Genomic DNA, 22,366 nt, shown 5'->3' on the forward strand with positions numbered 1-22,366 from the left:
GTCACCTGTCCCTTTCCGTCGTGGGGCCGGCGCCGGTGATCGGGAGGATCAACCGGACCTCGGTCCCCTCCCCCGGGCCGGACCGGATCTCCGCCCGGCCGCCGTGTCGCTTCATCCGCCCGATGATGGACCCTCGGACGCCGTGCCGGTGATCCTCCACCGTATCGGGATCGAACCCCTTGCCCCGGTCCCGGACGAAGGCGCTGACCTGGTCCGGCTCGACCTCCGCATAGAGCGACACGGTCTGCACACCGGCGTGCCGGGCGGCGTTCACCAGTGCCTCCCGGGCCGCCGCGACCAGCGCGCCGACCCGCTCGTCGGTCTCCCGGTCGCCGACCACCACCGCCTCGACGGTGATCGCGAAGGTGTCCTCCACCTCGGCGGCGGCCTGCTCCAGCGCGGCGGCGAACCGCTCGGTCGGCGAGGCGGTGGGCTTGTAGAGCCAGTTCCGCAGTGACCGTTCCTGCCCACGGGCCAGCCGCTGCACGGCCTTCACGTCGCTGGCGTTGCGCTGGATCAGCGCCAGGGTGTGCAGCACCTGGTCGTGCACCATCGCCGCCAGCTCCGCGCGTTCCTGCTCCCGGATCCGCCCCTCCCGTTCGGAGCGGAGCTGGTTCCAGGTGCGCCAGAGCACCGGCGCGGCGACCACGCCGACACCGGCGAGCCCGACCAGGGCGAAGATCACCCCGTTGATGACCGCGTCGAAGTTCTGCGCCGGCGAGTAGACCGCGGCGACGCCGATGATGCCGACCGCGACCAGCACCCCACCGCCGATGAAGCGGAGCACGAAGGCCCGCCGGTCGCTCTCCTCCACCACCGCGCCGAGCCACGGCACGGGCATCGACTCGCCCCACTGCCGGCGGCGCTCCGGCGCGGACTGGTGCCAGATCACCCCGGCGCCGACCGCGATGATCGCCACCAGCCAGCCGGCAGTGCCGGCCGCGCCCACCGAGTCGAAGACCATCACCTGGATCAGCAGCACACCGAGGCCGATCGCCACGAACGGCAACAGCTGGCCGATGTCCCGCCGGGGTGGGACGGCGGTGTCGCCGGGTCGCAACGGGACCACCGCCCAGAAGGCGGCGTAGAGCAGCAGGCCCAGCCCGCTCAGCCCGAGCAGCACCATGAAGGCGACCCGGACGCGGACCACCGAGATGCCGAGGTGTTCGGCGATGCCGGCGGCCACCCCGGCGGCCATCCGGTGCTCGGGAGCCCGGTAGAGGCGGGGCGGGTGGGGGGTCACGGTGCTGGTGATCGGAGGCTCCCGGGTCAGGGACGGCGGTGCGGGCCGGTTCGATCGTCACACGGCCACGGGGGCCGGGACCACGGGGACGTCCCCGACATCCGGCCCGCCGGGATCTCAGGGTGGGGTCAGGGTCACCTCCGGAGGACGTTCGGGCGGCGTCGGGCGCAGGATCGGAGCATGACCGAGGATGCCGCCCGTCCGCCCCTGCCCGGGGCGGCCCCGCAGGACGGGCCACCGCCCACCGCAGCGACCGGTGCCGGGCCCGCCGGCCCGCCCCCGCCGGCCGGATCCGCCTGGAGCGCCGGCTCCGCGCCGGGCGACCTGCCACCACCCGGGTACGCCCCGCCGCCCGGCGGTGCCGGCTTCACCTCCCGGTACGGGCTGGTCCGCCCCCGCGAGGGCCGCTACCTGGCCGGCGTCTGCGCGGCGATCGGCCGGGCCACCAACACCGACCCGGTGCTCTGGCGGGTGCTGCTCGCGGTGCTCGGCTTCTTCGGCGGCATCGGCATTCTGGTGTACGTGGCCGCTTGGCTGATCATCCCCGGCGAGGGGGACACCGCCTCCCCGGTCGAGTCGATGCTCGGCCGCGGGCGTTCCAGCATGTCCCCGGTCACCGTCATCGTGCTCAGCATCCTGGTGGCGGTGAGCTTCGGCTACATCGTCACCGACGCGTTCCGCGCGGTCCTGCTCGGTGCGGCGATCCTGATCGGTGGGGCGCTGCTGCTCAACCGCGAGCACCGGGACCCGGCCCGGCCACCGGCCGCGCCCGGCCCCGTCCCGCCCGGCCCGGTGCCACCGGTCGGCTGGCCGACACCCGACCCGGCCGTCCCACCGCCCGCCGCCCCGTGGACCGGCCCCGTCGTGGCCCCCGCCTGGACCGACCCCGCCCGGACGACCGGACCGACGGTGCCGACCTGGCCGGCGACGTCGTCGACCACCGGGCAACCGGTCGCGCCGGCCACGCCCGCCTGGTCCGAGCCGGCCCACCCGCTCGCCCGGCCCGGGTCGGCCGGACCGGCCACCACGTTCGCCGGCCCGCCCGCAGCGCCGGAGCCGACTGCCGGTCCGGACACACCCGAGGCGGCCCGCCGGCCGGACGGCACGCAGCCGACCGCCTGGCCGGGAACCGCCGCACCCACCTGGTCGGCACCGGCCGTCGGGGTGGGACCGACCATCGGGACGGGCCCCGGCGACCCGGCCGACTGGCCGGCCGCGCCGACGAGCGGGTCGGCCGCCTCCGACCGCCGGCGCCCCCGGTGACCGCGCCGCTGCCCCCACCGGCTACCGCGCGCCGTTCGCCCCGCACGGCCCGTACGCCGCGCCGTACCCGCCGGTGCCGCCGATGCCCCGGCCGCCGAAGCCGCCGAAGCGGCCGAAGGAACGTTCCCCCCTCGGCGCGGTCACCTTCTCGCTGGTCTTCCTGGTCCTCGGCCTGGTCGCCGTCCTCGACCTGCTGGACGTCTTCCCGGTCGGCGCGGCCGGCTACTTCGCCGCCGCGCTGGCCACCATCGGGCTGGGCCTGCTGGTCGGCACCTGGTTCGGCCGGGCCCGCTGGTTGATCGCACTCGGCCTGGTGACCGCCGCCGCGCTCGGCGTGGCCACCGTCGCCGAGTCCTACGACCGGGTACGCGGCGTCGACGGCGACGTCACCTGGGCCCCGACCGACTACCGCGACCTGGCGAACCGGTACGAGAACAACTTCGGCGACGCCGTACTCGACCTGCGGGCGGTCGACTTCGACAAGAAGGACACGGAGATCATCGTGGCGATCAACTTCGGGAAGGCGACCGTGGTGGTGCCGCCGAACGTCGACGTCACCACCCTGGCGGACGTGAACGCCGGGGACGCCGATGTCTTCGGCAACCGCTCCGGCGGGTTGGAGGGCAAACTGCGGGAGAGCACCGACCTGGGCCCGGACGGGCCCGGCGGCGGCAAGCTCCGGCTGATCGTCCACGTCAACGCCGGCAACCTGGAGGTGACCCGGTGAAGGCGCACCGCACCGACCTCGTCTCGTTCGCCTTCGGGCTGACCTTCCTGGCCCTGTCGGTCTGGTGGCTGCTCGCCCAGATCCTCGGGCTCGTCCTGCCCCCGGTCGGCTGGTTCCTGGCCGGCGCGCTGGTGCTGATCGGCCTGCTCGGCCTCCTCGGCGCGCTCCGGTCCGGCCGCCCCGCCGAGCCGCCACCGGCCGGGACCACCGTGTCGGCACCCTTCGAGGAGACCCGGGAGTGGACCGCGCCGACCCCGGCGGAGGCCGACGAGTGGAGCACCGACGCCGTCGACGACGTGCCGGTCGAGGCGGTGCAGGACCGGCCGGTCAGTGACCCGGACGGCGAGCCACGCTGGTCACCGTTCCCGCCCCCCGACGAGCCGTCGCCGGAACGCGAGCCCCGTGCGGGCGACGACGGACCGGTGACCCGGGAGCAGCCCGCCGTCGGCGAGGCACCCGGCCGACCGGACGGGGAGCGGCCACCGGCCTGACGACGGCGGTGCGGACGTACCGGAACGCCGCCTATGCTGGCTCGTGGAGATCTCGCCTCCGCCGGCCGGCCCACGCCGCGGGGCCCGGCCGCGGTCGGGTCGCCAGGACGCCGGGTGACTCCCGCGTCGGGCCGACCCGTCCGCCGAGCCTCGACCGCGGCGAGCCGAGCAGGTCGCCGTGGCGGTCCCGCCGCAGTGCCCGTCTCTACCCCGTCAGGAGCCCGTCCGACATGACCCAGTCCCCCGCCGTGCGCACCACCGGCCTGTCCGGTCCGGTCCGCCTCGGCGAGCGCGCCGCCCGTACCCTCGTCGCCGAGCTCGCCCGCCGCAACGACGCCAAGGCCGCCCTGCTGGTCGGTGCGACCCCGGAGTCCGCGGTCCTGGCCGCGGCGGTCGAGGCGCTGCTCCCCGGCGACCGGCTCACCGTGGTCCCGGCCGAGGGTTCCTCCGCCGCCGGCCTGCGCGAGCACGTGTCGGCCCAGGGCCGCTGGGTCGCCGACCGGGTACGCGTGGTCGACACCCTCGCCGAGGCGGACGCCGCCGAGTTGGTCATCGCCGCCGAGCCGCACACCGGCACCGCCGACGAGGCCCGGGTGGCCGTCGACGGCCTGTCGAAGTACCTCAGCGAGGGTGCCGTGCTGAGCGTGGCCGCGCCGGTCTTCCGGACCGAGGGTGCCGCCGCCGAGCTGGACCGGCAGTCCGTGCTGCACGGCGTCCGCACCGACCTGGTGCTCCGGAACACCCCGCCGGTGCGGGTGCACCACCTGCGCTTCACCCCGACGAGTGCCGCCGTGGCGGCCCGGTTGTCGCCGGCGTACCGGCCGTCGAGCGTGCCGCTGACCCGCGGCATGCACCTCGACTCCAACGGGGTGGCCGCCGCGGGCATCAGCCTCGGCCTGGCCGCGCTGGCGAAGGTCACCCGGCCGAAGTCGAAGCTCTGGCTGGTCCCGGCACTGGCCGCCGCGCCGGTGGCGGCCTTCTTCCGGGATCCGGAACGGGACGTCCCGGAGGACCCGTCGGCCGTGGTCGCCGCCGCCGACGGTCAGGTCCTCTCCGTCCAGCGGCTGCACGACGAGCGCTTCGGCGCGGGCGAGTGGCTGCGGATCGCCGTCTTCCTGTCGGTGCTCGACGTGCACGTCAACCGGTCCCCGGTGGCCGGCAAGGTGGTCGACTACTTCGTGGCGGACGGCGGTTTCGTCAACGCGATGAAGCCGGACGCCGAGCACAACGTCGCGGCGTACACGGTGCTGGACACCGAGCACGGCACGGTGGTGGTGGCCCAGCGCACCGGGCTGATCGCCCGGCGGATCGTGCAGCGGGCGCCGATCGGCGCGCTGCTGGCCCGGGGTGAGCGCTTCGGTCTGATCCGGTTCGGCTCGCGGACCGACGTCTACCTGCCGGTCGACGCGGCGGAGCCGCTGGTCGGGCCGGGCGACAAGGTGGTCGGCGGCTCGACGGTGATCGCCCGCTGGGTCTGAGCGGCATGACAGAAGGGGCGCCGCGGGTGCGGCGCCCCTTCTGCGTACGTGCTGCGGGTCAGGCGGTGCGGCGCTGGTGCAGCCAGAGCAGCGGGCCGCTGACCAGGTATCCGACGACCACCAGCGCGAAGGTCAGCCGGATGTCGACGAGCGCGCCGACCACCGGAGCGAGCCAGAGCCACGGCGGCAGCTTGACCAGCCGGGCGAGCTTGGCGTAGGGGAAGCTGGAGACCATCGCGAAGGCGAGCAGGGCGACCCCGCCGACCAGCACGAGGCCGGGGACCGGCAGCCCGATCGCCACGGTGAGGGCCAGCACGGCCGCCGCCATGGTGGTCGGTACGCCGCAGAAGAACCGGCCGTCCTTCGGCGACACGTTGAACCGGGCGAGCCGGATCGCGGCGCAGGACGCCACGAGGGCGCAGGCCACCGCGGCGGCGGCCGGCGGGACCGACCCGGCCAGCGAGGCGTAGACCACCACCGGGGCGGCGAGGCCGAACGAGCACATGTCGGCCAGCGAGTCCATCTGGGCGCCGAACGGGCTGGCCACGCCGAGCTTGCGGGCGAGCGCGCCGTCGAGGCCGTCGAACGCGACGCAGGCGATCAGGCAGAGCGCCGCGATCCGGACCTCGCCCTGCATGGCCAGGAAGATGGCCAGCATGCCGAGCATCAGGCTGCTCAGCGTGCAGGCGTTGACCAGCGCGAACTTCATCCGGCGGGCGGCGGTGCGCTCGCCGGGGAGCAGCGGGATGGACATCGCCGGCGAGTCGTCGACCGGCGACGAGGGGGCCAGGGCCGGGCTGACCGGCATGACGGCCTCCACCTCGGCACGCTGGAAGCGGTTGCGGCCGTAGCGACGGCGCGACCGGTCGGCGTAGCGGTGGTCAGGAACGACCAGGTCGGTGCCGGGCAGCGTGTCGCCGTCCCGGCGACCCACCCGGACCAGTAGCACCTGGCGGGCGAACGTGCTGCTGCGGCGCAAGGGGCCCGCCCAGCGACGCCCTGCGGGGCGCGGACTGTCAGTCGTACGACGCCGGCGCCATGGGGCTCTCGGCACGTTTCCTCCATCACCGGATCGGCTGACCGCCCTCTCGGGCGGGTGTCCGGCTGTCTCGTGCCGGACCTTTCTCTCGGCCCGGCAGCCGTTAGCGGAGTACACCATTGCACAAGGGAACGGGGCTTGGCGATAGCTGCCGGCGGTACTTATAACTCCCTTAACCGCACGAACCGCTTGCTTATTCCCATCTCGGGCTCCATCGCCCGTTTTCTCCACCAACCCCGCCTCCTGACTGTACCGGAGACGGGCCACACCGGCTCGGTGAGCGGGCGCTAGCCGCCCCGCCGCCCGGTGGCCAGCAGCGCCACGTCGGTCATCGGCAGCCCGTCGACCTGCTCGGGGGTGAACCACGCGGCGCGGGAGGTGGACCCACCGGCCAGCTCGGTCACCACCGCCTCGGTGGGCGCGTCCACCCGTACCCGATAGATGACCCGGACCCCGTGCCAGTCCAGCGGGCGACCCTCGGGGCCCAGCGCGGCCGGATTGTGCAGGTTGTGCACCGCGATCAGGTCGACCACCCGGCCGAGCTGGCCGGCCTCCTCGACCAGCTCGCGGAGCAGCCCGGCGGCCGGCTGCTCACCGTGGTCGGTGCCCCCGCCGGGCAGGTGCCACTTCCCGGCCCCCGGGTAGCCGTCGGCGATCATGGTCAGCAGCACCCGCCCGGCCGGATCGGTGACCAGCCCGTACGCGGCGAAGCGCTGGTGGCGGTCGACGGCCGGCGGCGCGAACGGCTCCCGGGCGACGCGCGGGGACAGCGGGACCACCGGCAGTCCGAGCAGCTCGGCGGTGAACGGCAGCAGCGGCACCTCGGCCGCCTCGGTGGGCGTGAACCAGCGGGCCAGGTCGGTGGTGTCGTCGGCCTCGTCCCGCAGCGTGCCGCCGGTCGGGATGACGTCGAAGACGATCCGGTCGGTGTGCAGGGCGACCGACAGCTCGGGATAGCGGGTCACGTCGGCGACCGCGGCCCGCAGGCCGACCACCCGCACGGTCAGCCCGGTCTCCTCGGCGAGTTCCCGCACCACTGCGGCCTCCGGGTGCTCGGCGTGCTCCAGCCCGCCGCCCGGCAGCTGCCACACCCCCGGAAAGTCCGAACTGTCCGCCCCCCGCACGAGCAGCACCCGCTCCCCGTCCCGGCACACCCCGTACGCCCCGACCCGCCGCCGCTCCTCCACGATCCCCGCCTCCCCGCCCCGACCCGCCACAATCCCGTCGATCATGAGGCTAGCGGCACGGCAACGGGCATTTCACCCCGCCAACCTCATGATCGCCGGCGATCGGGGGTGGGGTGGGGTGGGGGGTCAGATCAGGTGGGCGGCTTGGACGGCTTCGGCGGTGACCTCGGTGAGGCGGTCGGTGGGGAGGGCACCCAGTTCCTCGCGGCGGAACCAGCGGGCCTCGCAGGTCGAACCGCCGACGTCGGTGACGGTGGGCGGGGCGGGCTGGTCGACGACCACCCGGTAGAAGGCGCGGACGCCGTGCCAGTCGATCGGGTAGCCCTCCGGGCCGAGCGAGGCGGCGTCCCGGTGGCTGGCCACGCCGAGCAGCTCGACCAGGCGACCGGTCTGCCCGGTCTCCTCCACCAGCTCCCGGATCAGCGCCGCGCCCGGCTGCTCACCGTAGTCGGTGCCGCCGCCGGGCAGGTGCCAGCAGCCGGCGCCCGGGTAGCCGTCCGACACCCGGGTCAGCAGCACCCGCTCCTCCGGGTCGGTGACCACGGCGTACGCGGCGAAGCGCTGCGCCCGGTGCAGCCCGTCCGGGCCGGGCACCGCATAGAAGGAGGGGAACTCGGGCACCTCCTCGGGCAGCACGTCGGCCGCGGAGGACGGGAGCCCGAGGGCGCGCGCGGTGAACGACCGCAGCGGCAGCCCGCGCGCCTCGTCCAGGGTGAACCAGCCGGCCAGGTCGGTCGGGCGGTCCACCCGCTCGGTCAGCGTCCCGCCCCGCACCGAGACCGTGTAGAGCAGGCGGTCGGTGTGGATGGTGATGCCGCGCTCCGGCAGGGCGCGCATGTCGGCGAGCACGTCCGCCAGCCCGGAGACGGCAACCGAGAGGCCGGTCTCCGTCGCGGTCTCCCGGACGACCGTGTGCTTGGGGTCCTCACCGTGGTCGACCGCCCCACCGGGCAGCGACCAGATGCCGGGCGTGCCGGAGCGCTCCGATGCGCGGACCAGCAACACTCGGCCGTCTTGATCTGCACAAACTGCGTATGCCGCGATCCTGCGGAGCGGCTCCAGCAAGGTGGTCACGGGAGGAAATTCTCCCCTCGCCGGGTTACCTCCATCGAAGAGTGTCAGATTCCTGACTCTTGCCTGGCACCTCAGGGATCGATCAGGGTAGGAGTCCGGGCGGTCACCGAGGTCGCCCGCCCCGGCGGCGAGCAACCGTGGGGGCATGACCTCCACGAGCACCCCTCAGGCCCCGTACAAGCAGCTCCGGCGACCGACCACCGACCGCATGGTGGCCGGGGTCGCCAGCGGCCTCGGTCGCTATTTCGCCGTCGACCCGAACCTGGTCCGGGTGATCTTCGCCGTCGGCACCCTGCTCACCGGCGGTGTCGCCGCGCTGGCGTACCCGATCATGTGGTTCCTGATGCCCGAGGAGCCGGCCGGCGCGCCCGCCTGGCCGCACCCGGCGGGCGCCGCGCCGCAGGGCTGGCCGGCGCCGACCGCGTGGCCGGCCCCGCAGCCCGGGACCGGACCCACGCCCGAGCCCACGCCCCGGCCGCAGCCTCAGCCGCCGACCGCCGGATGAGCCGGCGTCACTCCCACTCGATGGTGCCCGGCGGCTTGCTGGTCACGTCCAGCACCACCCGGTTCACCTCGGCCACCTCGTTGGTGATCCGGGTGGAGATCCGGGCCACCACCTCGTAGGGCAGCCGGGACCAGTCGGCGGTCATCGCGTCCTCGCTGGAGACCGGGCGCAGCACCACGGGATGCCCGTAGCTGCGCCCGTCACCCTGCACGCCGACGCTGCGCACGTCGGCCAGGAGCACCACCGGGAACTGCCAGACGCCCCGGTCCAGACCGGCCGCGGTCAGCTCCTCGCGGGCGATCAGGTCGGCCTGGCGGAGCAGGTCCAGCCGCTCCCGGTCGACCGCGCCGATGATCCGGATGGCCAGGCCGGGACCCGGGAACGGGTGCCGCCAGACCATCGCCTCGGGCAGGCCCAGCTCCAGCCCGAGCGCCCGGACCTCGTCCTTGAAGAGCGTGCGCAGCGGCTCGACCAGGGCGAACTTCAGGTCCTCCGGCAGCCCACCGACGTTGTGGTGACTCTTGATGTTGGCGGTGCCGGTGCCGCCTCCGGACTCCACCACGTCCGGATAGAGGGTGCCCTGCACCAGGAACTCCACGTCGCCGTGCGCGGCGACCTCCCGGGCGGCGGCCTCGAAGACCCGGATGAACTCCCGGCCGATGATCTTCCGCTTCTGCTCCGGGTCGGTCACCCCGGCCAGCGCGCCGAGGAACCGCTCCTGCGCGTCCACCACCTTCAGCTTGATGCCGGTGGCCGCCACGTAGTCCTTCTCCACCTGCTCGGCCTCGCCGGCCCGCAGCAGACCGTGGTCGACGAAGACGCAGGTGAGCTGGTCACCGACCGCCTTGTGCACCAGCGCGGCGGCGACCGCCGAGTCCACCCCGCCGCTCAGGCCGCAGATGACCTCCTTCTCGCCCACCTGCTCGCGGATCCGGGCCACCTGCTCGTCGATGATGTTCGACGCGGTCCAGGTCGGCTCGATGCCGGCGATCTCGTAGAGGAAGCGCTTGAGCATCTCCTGGCCCTGCGCGGTGTGCCCCACCTCCGGGTGGAACTGCACCCCCGCCCGGCGGCCGGCCAGGTCCTCGAAGGCGGCCACCGGCGCGCCCGCCGACTCGGCGGTCACCGTGAAGCCGGCCGGGGCCTCGGTCACCGCGTCGCCGTGGCTCATCCAGACCGGCAGGTCGGCGGGCAGGTCGCGGAGCAGCACGCCCGGCTCGGTGAGCCGGGGCCGCAGCGGGGTGCCGCCGTACTCCCGGTTGCCGGTCCGGGCGACCGTGCCGCCGAGCGCCTGGGCCATCGCCTGGAAGCCGTAGCAGATCCCGAAGACCGGTACGTCCGCGTCGAACATGCCGGCGTCGATCTGCGGGGCGTCCGGGGCGTAGACGCTGGACGGGCCACCCGACAGGATGATCGCGGCCGGGTTCTTCGCCAGCATCTCGGCGACCGGCATGGAGTGCGGGACGATCTCCGAGTAGACCCGCGCCTCACGCACCCGGCGCGCGATGAGCTGGGCGTACTGGGCTCCGAAGTCCACCACGAGGACGGGGCGAGGCGTGCTCATGTGCAGAAAGCCTACCGACCGTCACCGCCGGGCCGGGCGCGGGCCGGGCGTTCCGCGTGGCGGCTCGCCCGGCGGTGTCGCGCGGGTCAGCCGCGCAGCGCTCCCGGGGCGTGTGCCGGCACCGCCGGCCGGTGCGGGGCGACCGGCTCCACCCGGCGGTACGGGTCGCCGAGCGGCGGACGCGGATCCGCCTCCCCCTTGTTCGGCCAGAGGGACATCGCCCGCTCGGCCTGGGCGGTGATCGTCAACGACGGGTTCACCCCCAGGTTCGCCGAGACCGCCGCGCCGTCCACCACGTGCAGCCCCGGATGCCCGTGCACCCGGTGGTACGGGTCGATCACCCCGTCGGCCGGGGAGGCACCGATCACCGCCCCGCCCAGGATGTGCGCCGTCATCGGGATGTTGAACGGCTCGGTGACCGCCCCGCCGGGCGTACCGTCGATCTCCTCGGCCAGCAGCCGGACCGCGTCGTTGCCGGCCGGGATCCAGGTCGGGTTGGGTGCCCCGTGACCGGGGCCGGAGACCAGCCGGCGGCCGAGCAGCCCGCGCCGCCACCGGGTGGTGAGCGAGTTGTCCGCCGACTGCATCACCAGGGCGATCACGGTCCGCTCCGACCAGCCCCGCACCGACAGCATCCGGGCGGCCAGGCCGGGATTGCGGAGGATGTCGCCCAGCCAGCGCCGGACCCGGTGCGGGCCGCCGTCCACCAGCAGCGACTGGAGCAGCCCCATCGCGTTGGAGCCCCGGCCGTAGCGGACCGGTTCGATGTGGGTCTGCGGGTCCGGGTGGAACGAGCTGGTGATCGCCACCCCCTCGGTGAAGTCCAGGCCGCGCTGCCGGGCCTGCCGGTGGCCGACCGACGCGCCGAGGATGGCCTCCGAGTTGGTCCGGGTCAGCTCGCCGAGGCGCGGCGACAGGTGGGGCAGCGCGCCGGTCGCCTTCATCTCGTGCAGCAGCCGCTGGGTGCCGAGCGCGCCGGCGGCGAAGACCACCTGCCCGGCGTGGAAGACCTGACGCCGCTTGCGCAGCCAGGCGCCGGTGCGCTCGGTGTGCACCTGGTAGCCGCCGCCGTCGGCCGGGCGGACGGCGGTGACCGTGGTCAGCGGGTGGACCTGGGCACCCAGCCGCTCGGCCAGCCAGAGGTAGTTCTTGACCAGGGTGTTCTTCGCGCCGTGCCGGCAGCCCGTCATGCAGGAGCCGCAGTGGGTGCAGCCGGTGCGCTCGGGGCCGGCCCCGCCGAAGTAGGGGTCGGGCACCCGCTCGCCGGGCCGGCCGATGTGCACCCCCACCGGGGTGGCGTGGAAGGTGCCGCCCACCCCCATCCGCTCGGCCACCGCGCGCATCGCCCGGTCCGCGCCGGTGACGATCGGGTACGTGGTCACCCCGAGCATCCGCTTCGCCTGGTCGTAGTGGCGGGCCAGCTCGTCGCGCCAGTCGGTGATGTCCCGCCACTGCGGGTCGGCGTAGAACGCGTCGAGGGGTTCGTAGAGGGTGTTCGCATAGACCAGGGAGCCGCCGCCCACCCCGGCACCGGAGAGCACCATCACTCCCCCGCCGGTACGCCGGTCCGCCGAGCGGAGCAGGGTGATCCGCTGGAGGCCGTAACAGCCCAGCTTCGGCGCCCACAGGAAGCGCCGGGCCCGCCAGGAGGTCTGCGGGAACTCGTCGTCGGCGAAACGCCGCCCGGCCTCCAGCACCCCGACCGTCCAGCCCTTCTCGGCGAGCCGGAGCGCGGTGACGCTGCCGCCGAAGCCGGAACCGATGACGAGCACGTCGTACCGCATGGACGCATCATTACCGACGGGTAGCCATCGCGCCAGCACGAGATTTTCGGGATCATGCAGAACGCTCGACCGCCCGGGCCTCCCCGGGCGTCCACGGCACGGGGGAAGAGGTCGGTTGATGACGCAGGGCACGGCGGAGCCACGACGGCGGCGGCTACTGCTGGGGGTGGCCGCGCTGGTCGCCGTACTCCTGGTTGCCGTCGGCGCGGTCGTGGCGACCCGGCTGGCCGGCCGGCACACCCCCGCGCCGGCCGCCGGCCCGACCACCGCCGGGCCGTCGCCGACGACCGTGCCGACGACCAGCAGCCCCACCCCGCCGCCGGGCGCGGACCTGACCGGGCCGCTGAACCTCCTGCTCGTCGGGGTGGACACCCGGATCAGCGTGCCCGGTTGGGAGCCGCACGCCGACTCGGTGCTGGTCCTGCACGTGCCGAAGGGGCTGGACCGGGCGTACCTCTTCAGCCTGCCCCGCGACCTGGTGGTGGACATCCCGGCCTACCCGAAGGCCGGCTACCCGGGTGGCCGGACCAAGCTCACCCACGCGATGAGCTACGGCAGCCGGGTGCCGGGCGACAAGGCCCACCCCAGCACCGCCCAGGGGTACGAGCTGCTGCGCACCACGGTCAGCCGCTACACCGGACTGCGCATCGACGCCGGCGCGGTGATCACCTTCGGTGGCTTCGACAAGCTGGTGGACACCCTCGGCGGGGTGGACCTGCGCATCGACCAGCGGGTCGCCTCGATCCACCGCAAGCCGGACGGGAAATACCGGGACAAGGGCCCGGGCGGGTACGTCGGGCCGCAGATGGTCTACCAGCCGGGTGACAGGCACCTGACCGGCTGGCAGGCGCTGGACTACGCCCGGCAGCGCTACACCGCCGGCGGCGACTACACCCGGCAGCGCCACCAGCAGCAACTGCTCCGCGCCCTGGCCCGGAAGATCCTCGACCAGGGGCTGGCCCGCGACCCGGCCCGGGTCGAGCAGGTGGTCGCCGCGCTCGGCGAGACCCTCGTGTACGCCGGTGACGGGCGGGCCCTGGTCGACTTCGCGTACGCCCTCGGCGGGCTGCCGGCCGACGCCCTGACCCTGGTCGGCCTCCCCGGCGACGCGGTCGGCACGGGCGGCGCCTACCGGGGCGAGCAGTTGCTCCCGGTGGGCCGCCAGTTCCTCGACGCGCTCGCCGCCGAGCGGGCCGAGCCGTTCCTCGACGCCCACCCGACGCTGCGGGTCCGCAGCTGAGCCGGGCTCACCGGGGTTTCGGGGTGGCGGGGCGTTCGGTGCCGTAGAGCCAGGCGTCGAAGAGCTTCCCCAGTTTCTTGCCGGACACCCGCTCGGCGCACGCCACGAACTCGGCGGTCGTGGCGTTCCCGTCCTTCTTCTCGGCCGCCCAGGTCTGCAGGACGCGGAAGAAGGCGGCATCCCCGACGGCCACCCGCAGCGCGTGCAGCGTCATCGCGCCCCGCTGGTAGACCGACTCGTCGAACAGGTTCTCCACCCCCGGTTTCCCCGGCGGGGTACGCCACAGCCGGCTCGGTGAGGACGCGTACCGCTCATCGAAGGCGCGCTGCACGGTGGACTCGCCGGTGTGCTCCGCCCAGAGCCACTCCGCATAGGTGGCCAGGCCCTCGTTGAGCCAGATGTCCTGCCACTTCGCCAGCGACACGCTGTCGCCGAACCACTGGTGGGCCAGCTCGTGCGCGACCACCCCGGTGTTGTCGCCCCGCCGGAAGAAGGCCGCCCCGTAGACCGGTCGGCTCTGCGTCTCCAGCGCGTACCGGATGCGGTCGTCGGCCACCACCACCCCGCCGTACGCGTCGAACGGGTACGGCCCGAAGACACTCTCCAGGTAGTCGGCCACCTCGACGGTCCGCGCCACCGACCGGTCCGGTGCGCCGTCGGCCAGCCCGGTGGTGACCGCGGTGAACACCGGCCGTCCCTTGTGCTCGTCGGTGGTGATGCGGAACCGGCCGATCGCCACCATGCTCAGGTAGCTGGCCATCGGCGAACCCTCCGACCACTTCCAGGTGGTCCAGCCCTTCTGCGGTCGGGTCCTCCCCTTGGGCACGCCGTTGCTGATCGCGGTGAGCCCGTCCGGCACGGTGATCTCGAGGTCGTAGGTGGCCTTGTCCGACGGGTGGTCGTTGACCGGGAACCAGGTGCTCGCCGACTCGGGCTGGCCGAGCGCGATCGCACCGTCCGAGGTGTGCAGCCAGCCGCCCTCGCCGAGCACCTCGTTGCGCAGGGCGGCCGGCACGCCGTCGTACCGGATCTCGGTGACGAAGCCGTTCCCGGAGGTCAGGCCGGTGGCCGGGGTGATCACCAGTTCGTCGGACTCGCGGGCGTGCCGGGCCTTCACCCCGTCCACCGTCACCGCCCGGACGGTCAGCCCGGCCAGGTCCAAGTGGAACGCGGAGAGGTCGGCCGTCGCGGTGGCCTGGACGGTGGTGGTGCCGGTCAGCCGGTCGGTGTCGGGGTCGTAGCGGACCTTCACCGTGTAGCGGGCGACGTCGTAGCCGCCGTTGCCGTAGGTCGGGAAGTAGGCGTCGCCGACGCCCGCCGCGCCCGGGGCGAAACTCCGAGGAGTCGCCGGGACGGTCCGCTGCTGCGGCGGGACCACCGGCCCGGCGTCGGACGACTCGCAGCCGGCCAGCACCAACGCCACCGCGAGCAGCAGCGCCGCGCTCCCCCGCCCGCCCCGTCGCGCCAGCGTCATCGCCTCGACCCCTCCCCGGAACGGAGCGGCCCACGCCGGCCGCCCCGACCGCGGCAGCCTACGCCAGCACCCCCCACCGCCACCCCACGCCCCGCCGCCACCCCACCGCCCGACTCCGACCAGGTGTGTCCCGGTTGAGCGCCGCGCGCGGCGGCGGGTACCGGACCTGCCGAGAAGCGGACGTCGCGCTCGATGCCGTCGGACCCCGACGCTCCTGCTGCCGCGATTCGCGTACGCGGGCGCCGATCAGGTGTCGACGCGGCCTGTCTCGTAGGCCCACACGACGATCTCGACGCGGTTGCGGGCGTTGAGCTTGCGCATCAGGGCGGCGATGTGGGTCTTGACGGTGCTGAGGCTGATGGACAGCTCACCGCCGATCTCGCTGTTGGTCCGCCCGCGAGCGGCAGCCAGCAGGACCTGTTCCTCGCGCGCGGTCAGCGGCTCGATCGGCTCAGGTGGCACCGGGCGCGAGCGGCTGTTCGCGAAGGAGGACAGGAGCCTCGCGGTGATGTTCGGTGCGATCAGGGCGTCGCCCCGGGCGGCGGCATGGACGGCCTGGGTGAGCATCTCGGCGCCGGCGTCCTTGAGGAGGAAGCCTCGGGCGCCTGCCTTCAGCGCGCCGTAGACGTACTCGTCGAGGTCGAAGGTGGTGATGACGACGACGGCCAGTGGATCGGCGACGTCGGCCCCGGCGAGCTGGCGGGTGGCTTCGATCCCGTCGACGTCGGGCATGCGGATGTCCAGCAGGCACACATCGGGACGCAGCGAACGGGCCATGGCGATCGCCCGGCGGCCGTCGGCGGCCTCGCCGACCACGGTGATGCCCGGTTGGGCGTCCAGGATCATGCAGAGCCCTGCCCTGACGATGTCCTGGTCGTCAGCGACCAGCACGCGGATGGTCATGACGCGCGCGCCGTCCGGGGCAGCGAGGCGTCGACGCTCCAGCCGCCGTCCGGGTCGGGTCCCGCCCGGAGGGTGCCGCCGAGCAGGCTCGCCCGCTCGGCCATGCCGCGCAGCCCGTAGCCGGCGTGCGAGGAGCGGGTCGTACTCGCCCTGCCGTCATCGTGCACCCGCAGGTGCACCCGCTTGCGGGATGCGGTGACGTCGACGGTGACTCCGGTGGCGCCGGAGGCGTGGCGGGTCGCGTTGGTGACCGCCTCGGCGGCGATCAGGTAGAGGGCGGTGCCGACTGCCGGCTCGACGGCCTCGGCGTCACCGGAGACCTGCACGCGGACACCCAGCACCTCGCCGCCGGGACGAGCGAGTCGTTCGACGTCCGCCACCCCTCGCCGGGGGGCGAGATCGGCGTCCGTTCCGTCGCGCAGCACGCCCACCAGGGCTCGCATCTCCTTGAGCGTCCGGGACGCCTCTTCCTCGATGGTGACCAGGGTGGCCAGCGCGCGCTCCGGATCCGCGGCGGACAGCGCCCGACCTGCCTGTGCCTGGACGGCGATGGCCAGGACGCGGTGGCCGACCGTGTCGTGCAGCTCGCGGGCGAGTTCGTTGCGCTGGTGGAGCCGCACCTGCTCGATGTCGCGGTCGCGGCTCCTGGTGCCGTAGCGCACTGCCGCGCCGAGCGCGGCCGAGAACAGGAAGAAGCCGTAACCGGCGACCTTCTCCGCGGGGGAGGTCGGGGCCGCCACGAGGGTGACGGGTAGCCAGACAAGGATGATCCCGAGGCCGAGGACGGCCTCGCGCCCTGATCCCCAGCGCAGCAGGGCGTAGGGCAGCACGAGCAGCCCCGCGATGCCCAGCAGACCGGTGGCGTCGATGACCGCGATCCTCGCGATGTCGAACGCGAGAACGGTGCCGAAGGCAACGGCGACCGCGGCCAGCGGCCGCGTGCGTCGCCACAGCAGGCACGCCGCGACCACGACGCTGACACCGACCAGCAGCGGCGCCCATGCCCGGTCGTCCCGCAGCAGCAACTCGACGAGCGAGATCGCGACGAGAGCGCAGGACAGCGCCCAGTCCCGCCAGACCCGCACCGGCGGGCGTGCGGGGCGAGGCTCAGCCCAGATCCCAGCAAGCATGCTTCCCCCTCCCGGACAACGTAAGGGGGCTGCCGCTCGGGCGGATCAGTCGAAAGTACGGCGGATTTCCCGTGCCCTGGGCGGGGACAGCTCGAGCCCGCAAGCGGATGTGGCGCCCGTCGACGCTGGTCATGGTTGAGACATCGAGTGAGCCGACCTGGCTGACGCCAGCACACAGGAGATGTGATGACCAGAACCGACAAACCAGCCGGCGCGCTCCAGGAAGCGCCCATCCCGGTCCGGGCGAAGCTCGCCGCGGCCTGGACCAGCTTCATGTTCTTCTACATCTACGTCGACTACCTGGCCCTGTACAAGCCCGGCTTCATCGACGAGATCCGGGGCGGCGTCGTTCACGAGTTCGACACCGGGCCCACCTTCGTCGGCCTCGCGCTCACGCTCATGGCCATCCCGATCCTCATGATCCTGCTCTCCACGGCACTCCCCGCCCGGCTCAGCCGCGCCACCAACCTCGTCGTGGCAGCGCTCTACATCCCCGTCTCGGTGTACAACGCGGACGGCGAGCCGTGGACCTACTCCTACTTCTACGGCCTCTCCATCGGACTCGAACTGCTGCTCCTGGCCTTCATCCTGCGCGCCGCATGGACCTGGCCCCGGACCGTCCGAGCCACCGCCGGCCGCGACCTCGCCCAGGCCCGGGCCTGACGCCCGCGGCAGGCCCGACGCCCCGGCGCCGCTGAGCAGCGCCTCCGGCAACAGCCACCGCGAGCAGCAAACCGCCCACCCCCGTCGATCATGGAGTTGTGGCGGATCACGAACCGGACAACCGGGACGATCCGGGAACCACTACTCCATGATCGACGTGTGGGTGGGCGGGCGCGGGTGGGGTGGGGTGGGGTGGGTGGGTCAGCGGTCGAGGACGAGGCTGACCTTTTGGAATTCCTTGAGGTCGCGGTAGCCGCACTTGGCCATCGCGCGGCGGAGGCCGCCGAAGAGGTTGAGCTGGCCGTCGGGCTCGTCGGCGGGGCCGAACAGGAGCTGCTCCATCGAGCCGAGCGGGTCGCCGGCCACCTCGAACGCGCCGCGGGGCAGGGACGGGTGGCTGGCGGCGGAGTGCCACCAGGCGCCGCCGGCGGGGGCCTCCGCGCAGAGCGACAGCGCCTCGCCCAGCATCACCGCGTCGGCGCCGCAGCCGAGTGCCTTGGCGATGTCGCCGGAGGTCTGGATGTCCCCGTCGGCGATCAGGTGGACGTACCGGCCGCCGGTCTCGTCGAGGTAGTCGCGGCGGGCCGCGGCGGCGTCGGCGATCGCGGTGGCCATCGGCACCCGGATGCCGAGCACCGACTCGGTGGTCGACCAGTCGTCGCCGCCGATGCCGACGATCACGCCGGCCGCGCCGGTCCGCATCAGGTGCAGCGCGGTCTTGTAGTCGGTGCAGCCGCCCACGATGACCGGCAGGTCGAGGTCGGCGATGAACTCCTTGAGGTTCAGCGGCTCGTCGGTGGTGGAGACGTGCTCGGCGGAGACGATGGTGCCCTGGATGACCAGGATGTCCACGCCGGCGTCGAGGATCACCGGGGCGAGCGCCAGGGTGTGCTGCGGCGAGACCCGGACGGCCACCGTGCCGCCGCCGGCCCGCAGCTCACGGACCCGCTCGGCGATCAGGTCCGGGCGGATCGGCTCGGCGTACACCTCCTGGAGCCGCTTGGTGGCGCGGGCGTCCTCGTCGAGGGCCGCCAACTCCTCCAGCACCTTGGTCGGGTTCTCGTACCGGGTCCAGAGGCCCTCGACGTTGAGCACGCCGAGGCCGCCGAGCTGACCGAGCTGGACCGCCGACGCCGGGCTCATGATGGCGTCCGACGGATGCCCGACGCAGGGGATACCGAACTGGTACGCGTCGAGCTGCCAGGCGGTCGAGACGTCGTCGACGTCCCGGGTGCGGCGGCTCGGCACGATGGCGATGTCGTCCAGGTGGTAGCCGCGCTGCGCGGTCTTGCCCAGCCCGATCTCGACCACGTCACGCATGGGGGACTCCAGGTGGTTGGGGGTGGTGGGGTCAGCGGGAGTGGTAGTTCGGCGCCTCGACGGTCATCTGGATGTCGTGCGGGTGGCTCTCCTTGAGCCCCGCCGCGGTGATCCGGATGAGCTGGCCACGCCGGTGCAGCTCGGGGATGCTCTCCGCGCCGACGTACCCCATCGCGGCGCGCAGCCCGCCGATGAGCTGGTGGGCGACCGCGGAGAGCGGGCCCCGGTAGGGCACCTGGCCCTCGACGCCCTCGGGGACGAGCTTGTCCTCGGCGAGCACGTCCTGCTGGAAGTAGCGGTCCTTGGAGTAGGACTTGGCCTGGCCCCGGGACTGCATCGCGCCGAGCGAGCCCATCCCCCGGTAGGCCTTGTACTGCTTGCCGTTGATGAAGATCAGCTCGCCGGGGCTCTCCTCGCAGCCGGCCAGCAGGCTGCCGAGCATCACCGTGTCGGCGCCGGCCACCAGGGCCTTGGCGATGTCGCCGGAATACTGGATGCCGCCGTCGCCGATCACCGGTACGCCGGCCGGCCGGGCCGCGCGGGCCGCCTCCATGATCGCGGTGATCTGCGGTACGCCCACCCCGGCCACGATCCGGGTGGTGCAGATGGCACCCGGGCCGACGCCCACCTTCACGCCGTCCGCGCCGGCGTCGACCAGCGCCTTCGCCCCGGCGTACGTGGCCACGTTGCCGCCGACGATGTCGATGGCGACGTCCTTCTTGAGCCGGCGGACCATGTCCAGCACGGCCCGCTGGTGGCCGTGCGCGGTGTCCACGATGATCACGTCCACCCCGGCGTCGACCAGGGTGCGGGCCCGCTTGTACGAGTCCTCGCCCACGCCGACCGCGGCGGCCACCCGCAGGCGGCCCGCGTCGTCCTTGGTGGCGTTCGGGTACTGCTCGCTCTTGGTGAAGTCCTTCACGGTGATCAGCCCGCGCAGCCGACCCGAGTCGTCGACGATCGGCAGCTTCTCCACCTTGTGCCGGCGCAGCAGGTCGAGGGCGTCGTCCTTGCTCACCCCGACCCGGGCGGTGACCAGCGGCGTCCGGGTCATGATCGAGTGGACCGGGGTGGCCGGGTCGGAGACGAAGCGCATGTCCCGGTTGGTGACGATGCCGACCAGCTGGCCGTCGCCGTCCACCACCGGCACGCCGGAGATCCGGTAGCGCCCGCAGAGCTCGTCGACGTCGCGCAGGGTGTCGTCCGGCCGGGCCGTCACCGGGTTGGTGATCATGCCGGACTCGGAGCGCTTGACCAGGTCGACCTGGAGGGCCTGGTCCTCCATGGAGAGGTTGCGGTGCAGCACGCCGATGCCGCCCTGCCGGGCCATGGCGATCGCCATCCGCGCCTCGGTGACGGTGTCCATCGCGCTGGACAGCAGCGGGACGGTCAGCTCGACGTTGCGGGTGAGCCAGGTCCGGGTGTTGACCCGGCTGGGCACGACGTCCGACTCGCCGGGCTGCAGGAGCACGTCGTCGAAGGTCAGGCCGAGCGGCACCACCCGGGCGGAGCCAGCCGGCAGCTCCGGCAGGTGGCCACCCAGCTCGGCGGCTGCCTGAAGATCGGTGCTGGGCGAATTCTCCACGATTGCTCCCCTGAGCTGCTCGGACGGGCTTCAGCGAGGTGGCGCGGGCGGGCACCGGCGCACGCCGGATGACCGGCGCGTCGGTTCATCGTACCCATTGAGCAGGGCGGGCCCCGGCAGCGGCAGCCCGGGTCGGCGGCGCGACGGACCGCGGCCGGGGGCGGACCGGAACGGGCGGTGGGGACTACGGTGAGGGGGTGCACGACGAGCCCATCGACCCGTTCAACGGCGACCCGGCCGATCCGGCTGCCGGCCTGCACGATCCACGGGAGGACGATCCGCTCGACCCGTTGACCGACGTGGAACGGCAGGACGTCCTCGAGGATCTGGCCGACCTGGAGATCTATCAGGCCCTGCTCGCCCCGATCGGGGTGCGCGGGCTGGTCATCGAGTGCGAGGACTGCCGCGAGCCGCACTACTTCGACTGGGACCTGCTCCGGGGCAACCTGCGCCACCTGCTCAGCTCCGGCCGACCCCGGGTGCACGAGCCGGCCTACGACCCGGATCCGGACCACTACGTCACCTGGGACTACGCGCGCGGCTACGCCGACGGGGTGCACGACACGTTGACCGAGGGCACCGAGGACGACACCCCGGCCGACGACTGAACCACGGCGTGGGGCGCGGTCCGGTCCGGTCCGGCGAGGCCGGCCGGCTCAGGCGACGAGGCCGGCCCGGAAACCGGCGGCCACGGCGTGCGCCCGGTCCCGCGCGCCGAGCTTGCGGAACAGCCGCCGGGCGTGGGTCTTGACGGTGTCCTCCGAGACGAACAGCTCCCGACCGATCTCCGCGTTGCTCTTCCCCTCGGCCATGCCGAGCAGCACCTGGAGTTCCCGCTCGGTCAGCCCGATCGCGGACCGGCCCGCCCGAGGGGCGGTCGCCCCCCGCTGGCCGGCGGGTGGGGTCGGCTCCGGCTGGTCGCCGGCCGCCTCGGCCTCGTCGTCGCCGCGCTGCACGGGCACCATGGCGGGCGAGCCGGCCGACGCCTCCGCCGACCAGGTCGCGCCGCCCGGCGTACGCCCCGGCGGGGCGGACCGGGTCGCGCCGGCCACGGCGGCGTCCCGCGCGGGGTCGCTCACCCGGTTCCGGGCGGCCCGGCCGGGCGCGGAGAGCAGTAGCAGGGCCTTGGCGACCGCGCTCGTCAGATCGTGGTCGACGTTCTGGATGAGGCCGCGGGCTCCGGCGTTGATGGTCGCCGCCGCCGCCTCGGACTCCTCGGTGCCGAGCAGCACCACCGCGGCCTGCGGCGCGCGGGCGAGCACCCGGCGGACGAAGCCGGCGCTGTCCGGCCGGGTGAGGGCGGTGTCGGCGAGCACGACGTCGGCGGGTCGCTCGGCGAGCCGGAGCATCACCTCGGGGTCGGAGACGGCCGTCCGGACGACTCCGGACAGCCCGAGCCGCGCCGCCGCGGAACTCAGATGCTGAGCCGCGAGTGGTGTCCGGACGCACACGAGAACGCTACGCACTGTGGTCTCCTCTCCGACTCAGAGTCGACCACGACCGGGTCGGCCGCCGAGGAGGTTCCGGGTAATCATCTGAACTTTTCCGACATCTGGTGCATATGCCACCAGTTGTCCGAGGTTTTCGATCACAGATGTGTGAGTGCGGGAAAGCCCGGGTACCGAGACGCCAAGCCGGAAACGGGTGTCCCGCGCGGACCACCGACCGGTAGGTGGCCACGAAGGATTCTCCGCGG

18 protein-coding genes and 2 pseudogenes are annotated in these 22,366 nt (G+C 73.7%); 8 read left to right on the plus strand and 12 right to left on the minus strand.

What is annotated here, in order from left to right:
• Window position 1: 1 nt before the first annotated feature.
• Complete coding sequence (locus tag MRQ36_RS08735) at window positions 2–1,198, minus strand: ATP-binding protein (protein ID WP_242800950.1); 1,197 nt, start codon at window positions 1,196–1,198, stop codon at window positions 2–4.
• 225 nt (window positions 1,199–1,423) lie between these two features.
• On the opposite strand from MRQ36_RS08735, the gene MRQ36_RS34375 reads away from it, so the two are divergent.
• The 4 genes and pseudogenes from MRQ36_RS34375 (at window position 1,424) to MRQ36_RS08755 (ending at window position 5,202) form a co-directional block, all read left to right on the plus strand.
• Complete coding sequence (locus MRQ36_RS34375; protein WP_242794402.1) at window positions 1,424–2,506, plus strand: PspC domain-containing protein; 1,083 nt, start codon at window positions 1,424–1,426, stop codon at window positions 2,504–2,506.
• Between the two features lie 82 nt (window positions 2,507–2,588).
• Entirely contained in the window at window positions 2,589–3,233 is a 645-nt protein-coding gene (locus MRQ36_RS34380; RefSeq protein ID WP_242794403.1) for a LiaF domain-containing protein, read from the plus strand.
• Window positions 3,230–3,502, plus strand: a pseudogene (locus MRQ36_RS33860) (hypothetical protein); the annotation flags it as partial. The gene MRQ36_RS34380 and the pseudogene MRQ36_RS33860, both read left to right, overlap by 4 nt.
• A 452-nt stretch (window positions 3,503–3,954) precedes the next feature.
• The gene (locus MRQ36_RS08755) at window positions 3,955–5,202 is read left to right on the plus strand and encodes a phosphatidylserine decarboxylase (RefSeq protein WP_242794405.1); all 1,248 of its coding nucleotides are present in this window, start codon (window positions 3,955–3,957) and stop codon (window positions 5,200–5,202) included.
• Window positions 5,203–5,260: 58 nt separating this feature from the next.
• On the opposite strand, the pseudogene MRQ36_RS08760 reads toward MRQ36_RS08755, so the two are convergent.
• The 3 genes and pseudogenes from MRQ36_RS08760 to MRQ36_RS08770 form a co-directional block, all read right to left on the minus strand.
• A pseudogene (locus MRQ36_RS08760) lies at window positions 5,261–6,028 on the minus strand (phosphatidylcholine/phosphatidylserine synthase); the annotation flags it as partial.
• A gap of 500 nt (window positions 6,029–6,528) precedes the next feature.
• Window positions 6,529–7,473 (minus strand): NUDIX domain-containing protein, encoded by a 945-nt coding sequence (locus MRQ36_RS08765; RefSeq protein ID WP_278187461.1) that lies wholly within the window; start codon window positions 7,471–7,473, stop codon window positions 6,529–6,531.
• A gap of 81 nt (window positions 7,474–7,554) precedes the next feature.
• Window positions 7,555–8,502 carry an NUDIX hydrolase gene (locus tag MRQ36_RS08770; protein ID WP_242794407.1) on the minus strand — a complete coding sequence of 316 codons (948 nt, stop codon included), beginning with the start codon at window positions 8,500–8,502 and terminating at the stop codon, window positions 7,555–7,557.
• 145 nt (window positions 8,503–8,647) lie between these two features.
• Here MRQ36_RS08770 and MRQ36_RS08775 point away from each other — a divergent pair, with 145 nt between their 5' ends.
• Complete coding sequence (locus MRQ36_RS08775; protein WP_242794408.1) at window positions 8,648–9,007, plus strand: PspC domain-containing protein; 360 nt, start codon at window positions 8,648–8,650, stop codon at window positions 9,005–9,007.
• A gap of 7 nt (window positions 9,008–9,014) precedes the next feature.
• Here the strand turns inward: MRQ36_RS08775 and guaA are convergent, their stop codons facing one another.
• Window positions 9,015–10,571 carry a glutamine-hydrolyzing GMP synthase gene (guaA, locus tag MRQ36_RS08780; protein ID WP_242794409.1) on the minus strand — a complete coding sequence of 519 codons (1,557 nt, stop codon included), beginning with the start codon at window positions 10,569–10,571 and terminating at the stop codon, window positions 9,015–9,017.
• An 86-nt stretch (window positions 10,572–10,657) separates the two neighbouring features.
• Window positions 10,658–12,355 (minus strand): FAD-dependent oxidoreductase, encoded by a 1,698-nt coding sequence (locus tag MRQ36_RS08785; RefSeq protein ID WP_242794410.1) that lies wholly within the window; start codon window positions 12,353–12,355, stop codon window positions 10,658–10,660.
• Window positions 12,356–12,473: 118 nt separating this feature from the next.
• On the opposite strand from MRQ36_RS08785, the gene MRQ36_RS08790 reads away from it, so the two are divergent.
• The gene (locus tag MRQ36_RS08790; RefSeq protein ID WP_242794411.1) at window positions 12,474–13,595 is read left to right on the plus strand and encodes an LCP family protein; all 1,122 of its coding nucleotides are present in this window, start codon (window positions 12,474–12,476) and stop codon (window positions 13,593–13,595) included.
• Between the two features lie 7 nt (window positions 13,596–13,602).
• Here the strand turns inward: MRQ36_RS08790 and MRQ36_RS08795 are convergent, their stop codons facing one another.
• The 3 genes from MRQ36_RS08795 to MRQ36_RS08805 form a co-directional block, all read right to left on the minus strand.
• A complete protein-coding gene (locus MRQ36_RS08795) occupies window positions 13,603–15,069 on the minus strand; it encodes a M1 family metallopeptidase (RefSeq protein WP_242794412.1) in 1,467 nt (488 codons plus the stop codon).
• Between the two features lie 246 nt (window positions 15,070–15,315).
• Window positions 15,316–15,972 (minus strand): response regulator transcription factor, encoded by a 657-nt coding sequence (locus tag MRQ36_RS08800; protein WP_242794413.1) that lies wholly within the window; start codon window positions 15,970–15,972, stop codon window positions 15,316–15,318.
• Window positions 15,969–17,102 (minus strand): sensor histidine kinase, encoded by a 1,134-nt coding sequence (locus tag MRQ36_RS08805; RefSeq protein ID WP_242794414.1) that lies wholly within the window; start codon window positions 17,100–17,102, stop codon window positions 15,969–15,971. The genes MRQ36_RS08800 and MRQ36_RS08805 overlap by 4 nt, the downstream gene beginning before the upstream one ends.
• Window positions 17,103–17,288: 186 nt before the next feature.
• On the opposite strand from MRQ36_RS08805, the gene MRQ36_RS08810 reads away from it, so the two are divergent.
• Window positions 17,289–17,765, plus strand: coding sequence for a DUF6326 family protein (locus tag MRQ36_RS08810; protein WP_242794415.1), 477 nt, complete (start codon window positions 17,289–17,291; stop codon window positions 17,763–17,765).
• 201 nt (window positions 17,766–17,966) lie between these two features.
• On the opposite strand, the gene MRQ36_RS08815 is transcribed toward MRQ36_RS08810, so the two are convergent.
• Window positions 17,967–19,085 carry a GuaB3 family IMP dehydrogenase-related protein gene (locus MRQ36_RS08815; protein WP_242794416.1) on the minus strand — a complete coding sequence of 373 codons (1,119 nt, stop codon included), beginning with the start codon at window positions 19,083–19,085 and terminating at the stop codon, window positions 17,967–17,969.
• A 31-nt stretch (window positions 19,086–19,116) separates the two neighbouring features.
• Complete coding sequence (gene guaB / locus MRQ36_RS08820) at window positions 19,117–20,670, minus strand: IMP dehydrogenase (RefSeq protein WP_242794417.1); 1,554 nt, start codon at window positions 20,668–20,670, stop codon at window positions 19,117–19,119.
• A gap of 197 nt (window positions 20,671–20,867) precedes the next feature.
• Between guaB and MRQ36_RS08825 the strand changes: the two genes are divergently transcribed.
• On the plus strand, window positions 20,868–21,278 hold the full coding sequence (locus tag MRQ36_RS08825; RefSeq protein WP_242794418.1) for a DUF5319 domain-containing protein: 411 nt from the start codon (window positions 20,868–20,870) through the stop codon (window positions 21,276–21,278).
• Between the two features lie 48 nt (window positions 21,279–21,326).
• Here MRQ36_RS08825 and MRQ36_RS08830 read toward each other — a convergent pair whose 3' ends face one another.
• Entirely contained in the window at window positions 21,327–22,136 is an 810-nt protein-coding gene (locus MRQ36_RS08830) for a response regulator transcription factor (protein WP_242794419.1), read from the minus strand.
• Window positions 22,137–22,366 lie beyond the last annotated feature (230 nt).

Source organism: Micromonospora sp. R77, from assembly GCF_022747945.1.
Lineage (GTDB): Bacteria > Actinomycetota > Actinomycetes > Mycobacteriales > Micromonosporaceae > Micromonospora.

Coding starts and splice junctions, on each gene's coding strand:
- MRQ36_RS08735 (WP_242800950.1), bottom strand. CDS start 1,198: ATGGCCGCCGGGGTGGCCGCCGGCATCGCCGAACACCTCGGCATCTCG.
- MRQ36_RS34375 (WP_242794402.1), top strand. CDS start 1,424: ATGACCGAGGATGCCGCCCGTCCGCCCCTGCCCGGGGCGGCCCCGCAG.
- MRQ36_RS34380 (WP_242794403.1), top strand. CDS start 2,589: ATGCCCCGGCCGCCGAAGCCGCCGAAGCGGCCGAAGGAACGTTCCCCC.
- MRQ36_RS08755 (WP_242794405.1), top strand. CDS start 3,955: ATGACCCAGTCCCCCGCCGTGCGCACCACCGGCCTGTCCGGTCCGGTC.
- MRQ36_RS08765 (WP_278187461.1), bottom strand. CDS start 7,473: ATGATCGACGGGATTGTGGCGGGTCGGGGCGGGGAGGCGGGGATCGTG.
- MRQ36_RS08775 (WP_242794408.1), top strand. CDS start 8,648: ATGACCTCCACGAGCACCCCTCAGGCCCCGTACAAGCAGCTCCGGCGA.
- guaA (WP_242794409.1), bottom strand. CDS start 10,571: ATGAGCACGCCTCGCCCCGTCCTCGTGGTGGACTTCGGAGCCCAGTAC.
- MRQ36_RS08785 (WP_242794410.1), bottom strand. CDS start 12,355: ATGCGGTACGACGTGCTCGTCATCGGTTCCGGCTTCGGCGGCAGCGTC.
- MRQ36_RS08790 (WP_242794411.1), top strand. CDS start 12,474: ATGACGCAGGGCACGGCGGAGCCACGACGGCGGCGGCTACTGCTGGGG.
- MRQ36_RS08795 (WP_242794412.1), bottom strand. CDS start 15,069: ATGACGCTGGCGCGACGGGGCGGGCGGGGGAGCGCGGCGCTGCTGCTC.
- MRQ36_RS08800 (WP_242794413.1), bottom strand. CDS start 15,972: ATGACCATCCGCGTGCTGGTCGCTGACGACCAGGACATCGTCAGGGCA.
- MRQ36_RS08805 (WP_242794414.1), bottom strand. CDS start 17,102: ATGCTTGCTGGGATCTGGGCTGAGCCTCGCCCCGCACGCCCGCCGGTG.
- MRQ36_RS08810 (WP_242794415.1), top strand. CDS start 17,289: ATGACCAGAACCGACAAACCAGCCGGCGCGCTCCAGGAAGCGCCCATC.
- MRQ36_RS08815 (WP_242794416.1), bottom strand. CDS start 19,085: ATGCGTGACGTGGTCGAGATCGGGCTGGGCAAGACCGCGCAGCGCGGC.